This is a genomic window from Cellulomonas massiliensis JC225, from assembly GCF_000312005.1.
Lineage (GTDB): Bacteria > Actinomycetota > Actinomycetes > Actinomycetales > Cellulomonadaceae > Cellulomonas > Cellulomonas massiliensis.
Genome location: NZ_HE978588.1, coordinates 340,658 through 348,551 on the forward strand (window position 1 = coordinate 340,658; position 7,894 = coordinate 348,551).

A 7,894-nucleotide genomic window follows, 5' to 3' on the forward strand; every position below is an offset into this window, starting at 1 on the left:
GGTCCCGGGCGATGGCAGTCGCCCGGGACCGTCCTGTCAGCGGTCGGACGGACCGCTGCTGCCCTGCCCGAACAGCATCCGGGCGAGGACGAGCATCATGACGGCGAAGCCGCCGACGAGCGCGAGCCAGGACCACGCCCAGCTCACGGCGAACCCCAGCACGACGAACGCGACGAACGCGACGAGCCACGTCACGGCCGTGTAGATCCCGAACCGCGCCGCCGCCGCCGGGTCCTGCTCGAACCGGTTCTCGGCGGTGAGCTCGCGCTCGGCCTGGCGCGCCCAGGCCTTGGTCCGGTTGGTCTGCGTGGCGCCGAGCGCGGCGAGCGCGGCGGTCCCGACGACCACCAGCAGGCCGGCGAGCACGTACCACGCGGCGGGCAGCGACAGGGGCGCGACGACGCCCGCGAGCCCGCCGCCCAGGACGACGAGGGCAGCCCCGGCCCCGTAGCCGGCCGCGCGGCCGGCCGGCAGCGGGTGGTGCGTCGTGGTCTCCTGCGCGAGCGACGAGCCGGTCACCCACCCGACGGCGAGAGCCGTCACGGCGACGGCGGCGAGCACGGCGGGCGTCGACGGGTCGAGCACCCCCGCGGCACCGAGCACTCCCGCAGCGAGCGCCGCGAGGCCCACGAGCGACACGACGACGGCGCCGGCGACGAAGCCGGGCCGCGGGCGGACCCGGTGCACGAGCGCGCCGGAGGCGTAGCGGCGCGCCGACCCGGGAGCGGCTGCGGCGGCGTCGCCCGCGGCGTCGGCGACGAGGGCGCGCACGTCGCCGAGCTCGTCGAACGCCTGCCGGGCCGCGGCGTCGTCGCTGGCGCCGCCCGCGACGAGCTCGAGGGCCCGCGCCTCGAGGTTCGCGCGGATCTCCTCCTTGAGGTCCTGGACCTCGGGCGTGAGGTCGACGCCGTCGAACGCGTCGTCGAGCAGGCGGTGCACGCTGGTCATCGGTCGGAGCCCTTCGTGGCGGGGGTCGTGAGGGGGCCGGCCTGCTCGAGGAGCGCGTCGATGACGTCGCGCGTGGCGACCCAGGCGGCGACGTTGCGGCGGAAGACCGCCCGGCCGGCGTCGGTGATCCGGTAGTACTTGCGACGACCGCCCTGCGACTCGTCGCCCCAGTACGCCTCGACCAGGCCGTCCTGCGTGAGGCGCCGGTACGTCGCGTAGAGGGTCGCCTCCTTGATCTCGTGGGCGCCGCCGGTCGCGTCGCGGATCGCCTTGTAGATCTCGAAGCCGTACCGGTCCCCGCGCCGCAGCGTGGCGAGCACGATCGTGTCGGTGTGGCCGCGCAGGAGGTCCGCCGAGAACGCGTCGTCGGCCGGCGGCGGGACGGAGTGCTGCATCACGCCGATTACTGTATCTGATCAACTACTGGATGACAACGAAGCCCACGAGTCCGACCCCGTCAGAGCGGACGGACCGGCTGACGGAGCAGGGTGCGGAGCCGCTCCGGCGCCGTCCGTCGCGCGTCGCTGAGGTACACCTCGTGGTGCCGCCCGGTCATCCTCAGGCCGTGCTCGGGGACGAACCGCTCGTGCAGCTCCGCGAGCACGGGCCCCTCGTCGTCGTACGGGCCGACGTGCAGGGTCTGCGCGCACAGGCCCTCGTCCAGCGCCTCGAGGCGGACCGCGTCGAGCAGCGGCGCCCCGCCCTTGCGGGCCACCGTGGACCGCGCGGCCTCGACGTGCTCCGCGGCCAGCCAGTCGGGCACGAGCACGAGGAGGGTCCACGCCCACCGGCCCTTGTCGCGCGCACCGGTGAACACCGCCATGTCGTCGGCCCACCACAGGCCCTCCAGCGGCGGCACCGTGTAGTCCCGCCCGAGCTCGCGCCTGCTGAGGAACTTCAGGGCGTAGGCGAGCGGGTACAGCGACGCGAGCGCGTCCTGGTACCCGGGTGCGGTGTTGGGGTCCCCGTGACCGTCGACCGCGAGGTACTGCAGCGGCGGCACGGTGACGAGCTCGAGCACGCCCCGGCGCGCGGAGTACGAGGCGATCTCCTTCCTGAGGTCCGCCTTCACGAGCCGGTCGACGCGCGCCCGGGGCGGGGGTACAGCGCCGGCAGCTCGGGGGCGTCCTCGCCGACGAGGCCGTCGATCGCCTCCCGGTAGAGGTCCGCGTGCCCGACGTGCCGGGCGTACTCCTCGACGAGGTCGACGAGGATCCGCCGCAGCGTCGGCAGCTCGCCCGTGTACCCGGGCGGCGCCCACACCGAGCGACGGTCGAGCCCGCCGTCGGCGAGCGCGACCGCGACGTCCTGCCGGGCACGCACCACCGACCGGCGCCACAGCGCGTAGATCTCGTCGGGCTCGTCCTGCGCCGCCGAGGTCCACGGCCACCGGGGCTCGGCGTCCCAGTCGACCTCGTCCCACGGCGCGCCCGGCGGGCGGCCCAGCAGCCGGGTGCCGAACCACAGCTCCTCGGCGAACGCGAGGTGCTTGACGATCCCGCCCAGCGTCATGCTCGACGCGGCGACCGTGCGGCGCAGCGCGGCGGCGTCCAGGCCGCCGACCTTCCACGCGAAGGTCGCCCGCTGCCGCTCCAGCGAGCCGAGCAGCGTCGCGACCTCGTCGCCCGCGACGGGCGGCTCCACCAGCTCGTCCTCGGCCATCGGCTCCCCCTCGACTCCCGCTCGACGCGCGCCCGACCTCTCGCGCCGCACGCTAGGCCCGGCCACCGACACGGGGCGGACGCCTCAGCCGGGGCGCGACGCGTGACCCGGACGGCCGTGCGTGCGGGTGCGCTCCTTGAGCTGCGACTCGTACACGTGCCGGCGCCCGCCGACGAGCCGGTCGCGCAGGCGGGCCTCCGCGTCCGCGAACGTCCGGTAGTAGCCGTCGTCGAACTCCTCGACGACCTGGAACGTCCAGCGCCCGTCGAGCACGTTGCGGCCGACGACCTCGGAGCGCAGCTCGTCGGCCAGCTGCGCCTCCCCCGCCTCCTCCAGCCGGTCCAGCGCCTCGGCGAGCTCGAGGTCGGCCCGGCCCACGAGGCGGTGGAAGGCGTAGAGCATGCCGCGGGCCTGCTCGACCACCTCGAACGCGGCGGTCACCCCGCCGACGGCCTCGACGACGGCGTCGCTCACGCCGTCCGGGGGGAGGTGCTCCGCGTCGGGCCGGTCGTCCGTCATGAGCCCATGGTGGGCGGACCGGGGTCCCCGCGCGCGCCGAGCGGGGCGTCGAGGACGACACCGCGCCGCGCGGCCGGTCGGTCCGCGCGGAGGACACCCGTCCAGGTGGAAGGCCTGCCGGGCCCCGGTTACGGTCGGCCGCATGGCGGTGGACACGGAGGACGCGCGGCTGGTCGCGCTGCAGCGGCTGGGCATGCTCGACACCCCGCCGGAGGAGCGCTTCGACCGCGTCGTCCGGCTGGCGCAGCAGCTGTTCGACGTCCCGACCGCGTTCGTCTCGCTCGTCGACCGTGACCGGCTCTTCTACAAGGCCAAGGTCGGCCTGGAGCAGGACGAGGCGCCGCGCGACACGTCCTTCTGCCGCCTGACGATCGAGCAGCCGGAGACGTTCGTCGTCGAGGACGCCACCGCCGACCCCCGGTTCGAGGACAACCCGTGGGTCGTCGACGACCCGCACCTGCGGTTCTACGCGGGGCACCCGCTCGTCGCCCCCGGCGGCCACCGGGTGGGCACCCTCTGCCTCATGGACGTGCGGCCCCGCGCGTTCGGCGCGCAGGACGCGGTGCTGCTGCGCGACCTCGCGTCCTGGGTGGAGCAGGAGCTCGTCGTCGACGACGAGCTGCAACGGGCGGCGCAGGTGCAGGCCCGGCTGCTGCCCCGGTCCGTGCCGGACGTCCCGGGCTACGGCGTCGCCGGCGCGTGCCTGCCCGCGCGCGGGGTGGGCGGCGACTTCTTCGACTGGGCGCTCGCCCCCGACGGGCTGACGTTCACGCTCGCCGACGTCATGGGCAAGGGCGGCGCCGCGGCCATCATCGCCGCGACGGTCCGCGCGGTCCTGCGGGCGGCGTCGCGGCGCGGCTCGGTGGCCGACGCCGTCGCGACGGCGGAGGAGAGCCTCGCGCTCGACCTGTCCGGCACCTCGATGTTCGCGACGGCCTTCCACGCCCACCTCGACCCCGCCTCGGGTGCGGTCGACTACGTCGACGCGGGGCACGGCCTGGCGCTCGTCGTCCACCCCGACGGGCGCACCACCCGGCTGGAGGCCGGGGGGCCGCCGCTGGGCTTCGCCGCCGCGCTCGACCCCGAGGCCCCGCCGCCGCCGCGCGACGCCGCGCGCGTCGTGCTCGGGCCCGGGGACCTGCTCGTCACGTTCAGCGACGGCGTCCTCGACGTGCTCGACGGCACGGTCGCCTCGGTGGACGAGGTCGCCCGCGGCCTCGCCGGCGCGCGCAGCGCCGCCGACGCCGTCGACCGCGTGCTCGCCGTGGCCCGCGGCGCCGCGGACCGCCCCGACGACCTCACCGTCGTCGCCGTCCACCGCGAGGCCCCGTGAGCCGCCTGCTGCTCCTGCGCGTCGTCGCCACGCTGACGATCGTGCTCGGGGTGAACTACGTCGTCTGGCGCTGGCTGGAGTCGGTGAACTGGTCCGCCTGGTGGATCGCGGTGCCCCTCGTGCTCGCGGAGACGTACAGCGTCGTCGACGTCACGCTCTTCGGGCTCACGATGTGGCGCGCGCGCACCCGGCCGGCGCCGCCCGCCCCCGGGCCGGGGCTCACGGTCGACGTCTTCGTCACGACGTACGACGAGCCGGTCGACCTCGTCCTGCGCACCGCCGAGGCGGCACGCGACCTCCGGTACCCGCACCGCACCTGGGTGCTGGACGACGGCGCGCGCCCGGAGCTGGCGGCCGCCGCCGCGGACGCCGGCGTGGGCTACCTCGTCCGGACGGCCGACTGGGAGGGCCGCAACCGGCACGCCAAGGCCGGCAACCTCAACAACGCCCTGTTCCAGACGGACGGGGAGTTCCTGGTGGTGCTCGACGCGGACCAGATCCCGGACCCCGAGCTCCTCCACCGCACCCTCGGCTACTTCTCCGACCCGCAGGTCGCGCTGGTCCAGACTCCCCAGTACTTCACCAACGTGCCCGAGGCCGACCCCCTCGGCAGCCAGGCGCCGCTCTTCTACGGTCCGATCCAGCAGGGCAAGGACGGCTGGAACGCGGCCTTCTTCTGCGGCTCCAACGCCGTGCTGCGGCGCGAGGCGCTCATGCAGCTCGGCCTCGTCGGGTACGTCCGGGCCACCGACCAGGCGGTGCGCGAGGCGCTGCGTGCGTCCCGCACGGTGCTCGCCCGCGCCCGGCGCCGGGCCGACGACCCGCGGGTCGCGGCGGCCGTCGACGAGGTGAGCTCGGCGGCGCGCTCGTCGCTCGCGCTGCTCGACGCGGGCGAGCCGCTGGCCGACGTGACCTACGCCTTCCAGCGCCGGGTCGACGAGGTGTCCGCGGCGGTCGTCGGGACCGACGTGGCGGCCATGCGCGCGGACCTCGAGGCGATCGGCGCGTGGCCCGTCGAGACCGACAGCGAGCTCGGCGCACCGGTCGTGGACGAGGAGGCGCTCGCCCGGCTCACCGACCGCGAGTGGTCCCCGCTCGGCGCGCTCGCGTCCGTGCAGGCGCTCGTGCGGGCCGTCGACGTCGACCGTGCCGACGAGGCGCAGCCCGTCATGCCCGTCGCGACGCTGTCCGTCACCGAGGACATGGCGACCGCGATGCGGCTGCACGCGCTGGGGTGGCGGACCGTGTACCACCACGAGCGCCTCGCGCACGGGCTCGCGCCGGAGGACCTCGGGACGATGATCACCCAGCGCCTGCGCTGGGCGCAGGGGACCATGCAGGTGTTCCTGCAGGAGAACCCGCTGCGCGTGCCCGGCCTGCGGTTCGGGCAGCGCCTCATGTACCTCGCCACGATGTGGAGCTACCTGTCGGGCTTCGCGGCCGTGGTCTACCTGGCGGCGCCGATCATCTTCCTGTGCTTCGGCGTGCTGCCGGTGACGGCGTGGACGTGGGACTTCTTCGCGCGGTTCCTGCCGTTCCAGCTCGCGAGCCAGGTGCTCTTCCTGGTCGCGGCGCGCGGGATCCGGACGTGGCGCGGGCAGCAGTACAGCCTCGCGCTGTTCCCGGTCTGGATCCGGGCGACGTGGACCGCGGCGGCGAACGTCTGGTTCGGGCGACCGCTCGGCTTCGCCGTGACGCCCAAGGTCCGTCAGGACGGGCGCGGGTCGTGGCGGCTCGTCCTCCCCCAGCTGGTCGCCATGGGCGCCCTCGTCGTCGCCGCCGTGGTCGGGATCGCGCGCTGGGGGCTCGGCTACGCGCCGTGGGTGGGCACGTGGGTGAACCTGCTGTGGGTCGCCTACGACCTGGTCGTGCTCAGCGTGATCGTGCAGGCGCTCCGGTACCGCGGGTACACGGGCGCGGAGAGGATGGGCTGATGGAGATCGAGACCGACCTGCGAGCGGACGCCGCCGTCCTGCGCCCGGCGGGCCGCCTGACGATGGTGACGGCCGGCGAGCTGCGCGCGCGCATCGACGAGACGGTCGCCGGCGGGCACCGCGTCGTGGTGCTCGACCTGGCCGACACCACGTTCATGGACTCCTCGGGCCTCGGAGCGCTCGTCGGCGGGCTCCGGGCGACCCGCGTGGCCGGCGGCGACCTGCGCCTCGCGTGCGCGGGGGCGCAGGTCCGCACGGTCCTGCAGCTCACGACGATGGACCGGGTGCTGCGCCCCTACGACACGGTCGAGGACGCGCTGCGTGCCTCCTGAGGGGCACGTCGAGGTCGACCTCGACGGCGACGACGAGGCGGTGCTGGACCGCGTGCACGACGCGCTCGCCCGGCTCTGGCGGTCGGCCTCCGACGTCGACGAGACGGACCGGATCGCGCTGGAGACGGCGGTCGTCGAGGTGGCCGGGAACGTCGTCCGGCACGGTGCGGCCGGCCCCGGCCGCCACCTCGCGCTGACGGCCGACGCCCGCAGGCTCGTCGCGGAGGTGACCCAACCGGGACCGCCGCCCCCGCTGGACCTCGCCGCCGCGATGCCCGGCTCCGACCAGGAGTCGGGCCGCGGCCTCGCGCTCACGCGCCTGCTCGTCGACCTCACCTGCGCCGAGCGGGCGGGCGCGACGGTCTGGACGCTGGCGCGCCCACGCTCCTGACGGGACCTGCGGCGCACGGCGCGCCCCACCCCGGCTGCGAGACTCGAGGTCCCACGACGAAGGAGGAGCCGGTGGAGCTCGACCTCGAGGCCGCGCTGGCCGACGGCCGCACCGAGTACGAGAAGATGGTCGCCGGCGACTGGTACCGCTACCGGCACGGGCCGGAGCTGGCGGACCTCACGACGAGCACGCAGCGCACCTGCCGTCGGATCACCGCGCTGTACGACGAGGACCGGGACGCCGCCGCCGCGCTGTTCCGCGAGCTGCTCGGCAGCGTGGGCGAGGGGGTCGACTTCCGGCCGCCGTTCTACCTGGACTACGGGCACCGCCTGCACCTGGGCGACCGGACCTTCGTCAACGCGGACTTCCTCACGCTCGGCGGCGGGGAGATCCGGATCGGCGCGGACGTGCTCATCGGCCCCAGCGTGCGCCTGTACACCCCCACGCACGTGCTCGACCCGGACCTGCGCCCCCAGGGCTGGGAGCGGGTCTCGTCGATCACGATCGAGGACGGCGTGTGGCTCGGCGGCAGCGTCGTGGTGTGCCCGGGCGTGACGATCGGCGCGCGGTCGGTGGTCGGCGCGGGGTCCGTCGTCACGAAGGACGTGCCCCCGGACGTCGTGGTCGCCGGCAACCCCGCGCGCGTCGTGCGCCCGCTGCGTCCCGACGCCTGAGGCGCGGGCTCGGAGGCGACGGACCCCTCGCGCGACGGGTCGTCCCGGGTCCAGACTCGGAGCACGACGTCGCCGAGGAGGTCGATGATGGACCGCGCCAG

Annotated in this window: 10 protein-coding genes; 5 read left to right on the plus strand and 5 right to left on the minus strand. The window is 75.4% G+C overall.

Features of this window, described 5'->3' with window-relative positions; genetic code table 11:
* Positions 1-36: 36 nt before the first annotated feature.
* The 5 genes from HGCM_RS01565 to HGCM_RS01585 form a co-directional block, all read right to left on the minus strand.
* Positions 37-948, minus strand: a complete 912-nt coding sequence (locus tag HGCM_RS01565; protein WP_019135139.1) for a permease prefix domain 1-containing protein — start codon at positions 946-948, stop codon at positions 37-39.
* Entirely contained in the window at positions 945-1,343 is a 399-nt protein-coding gene (locus HGCM_RS01570; protein WP_040399263.1) for a PadR family transcriptional regulator, read from the minus strand. Before HGCM_RS01570 ends, HGCM_RS01565 begins: the two co-directional genes overlap by 4 nt.
* Before the next feature lie 62 nt (positions 1,344-1,405).
* Complete coding sequence (locus HGCM_RS01575) at positions 1,406-2,020, minus strand: GyrI-like domain-containing protein (RefSeq protein ID WP_019135141.1); 615 nt, start codon at positions 2,018-2,020, stop codon at positions 1,406-1,408.
* Positions 2,017-2,610 (minus strand): DinB family protein, encoded by a 594-nt coding sequence (locus HGCM_RS01580; protein WP_019135142.1) that lies wholly within the window; start codon positions 2,608-2,610, stop codon positions 2,017-2,019. Before HGCM_RS01580 ends, HGCM_RS01575 begins: the two co-directional genes overlap by 4 nt.
* Positions 2,611-2,694: 84 nt before the next feature.
* The gene (locus HGCM_RS01585; protein ID WP_019135143.1) at positions 2,695-3,129 is read right to left on the minus strand and encodes a hypothetical protein; all 435 of its coding nucleotides are present in this window, start codon (positions 3,127-3,129) and stop codon (positions 2,695-2,697) included.
* Positions 3,130-3,271: 142 nt separating this feature from the next.
* Between HGCM_RS01585 and HGCM_RS01590 the strand changes: the two genes are divergently transcribed.
* The 5 genes from HGCM_RS01590 (at position 3,272) to HGCM_RS01610 (ending at position 7,793) form a co-directional block, all read left to right on the plus strand.
* Positions 3,272-4,462, plus strand: coding sequence for a PP2C family protein-serine/threonine phosphatase (locus tag HGCM_RS01590; protein ID WP_019135144.1), 1,191 nt, complete (start codon positions 3,272-3,274; stop codon positions 4,460-4,462).
* On the plus strand, positions 4,459-6,396 hold the full coding sequence (locus HGCM_RS01595; RefSeq protein WP_019135145.1) for a glycosyltransferase: 1,938 nt from the start codon (positions 4,459-4,461) through the stop codon (positions 6,394-6,396). The genes HGCM_RS01590 and HGCM_RS01595 overlap by 4 nt, the downstream gene beginning before the upstream one ends.
* The gene (locus tag HGCM_RS01600) at positions 6,396-6,728 is read left to right on the plus strand and encodes an STAS domain-containing protein (RefSeq protein ID WP_019135146.1); all 333 of its coding nucleotides are present in this window, start codon (positions 6,396-6,398) and stop codon (positions 6,726-6,728) included. Before HGCM_RS01595 ends, HGCM_RS01600 begins: the two co-directional genes overlap by 1 nt.
* Positions 6,718-7,119: an ATP-binding protein gene (locus tag HGCM_RS01605; RefSeq protein ID WP_019135147.1), complete on the plus strand. Its 402-nt coding sequence runs from the start codon at positions 6,718-6,720 to the stop codon at positions 7,117-7,119. Before HGCM_RS01600 ends, HGCM_RS01605 begins: the two co-directional genes overlap by 11 nt.
* A 71-nt stretch (positions 7,120-7,190) precedes the next feature.
* The gene (locus tag HGCM_RS01610) at positions 7,191-7,793 is read left to right on the plus strand and encodes a sugar O-acetyltransferase (RefSeq protein WP_019135148.1); all 603 of its coding nucleotides are present in this window, start codon (positions 7,191-7,193) and stop codon (positions 7,791-7,793) included.
* The last annotated feature ends 101 nt before the right edge of the window (positions 7,794-7,894 follow it).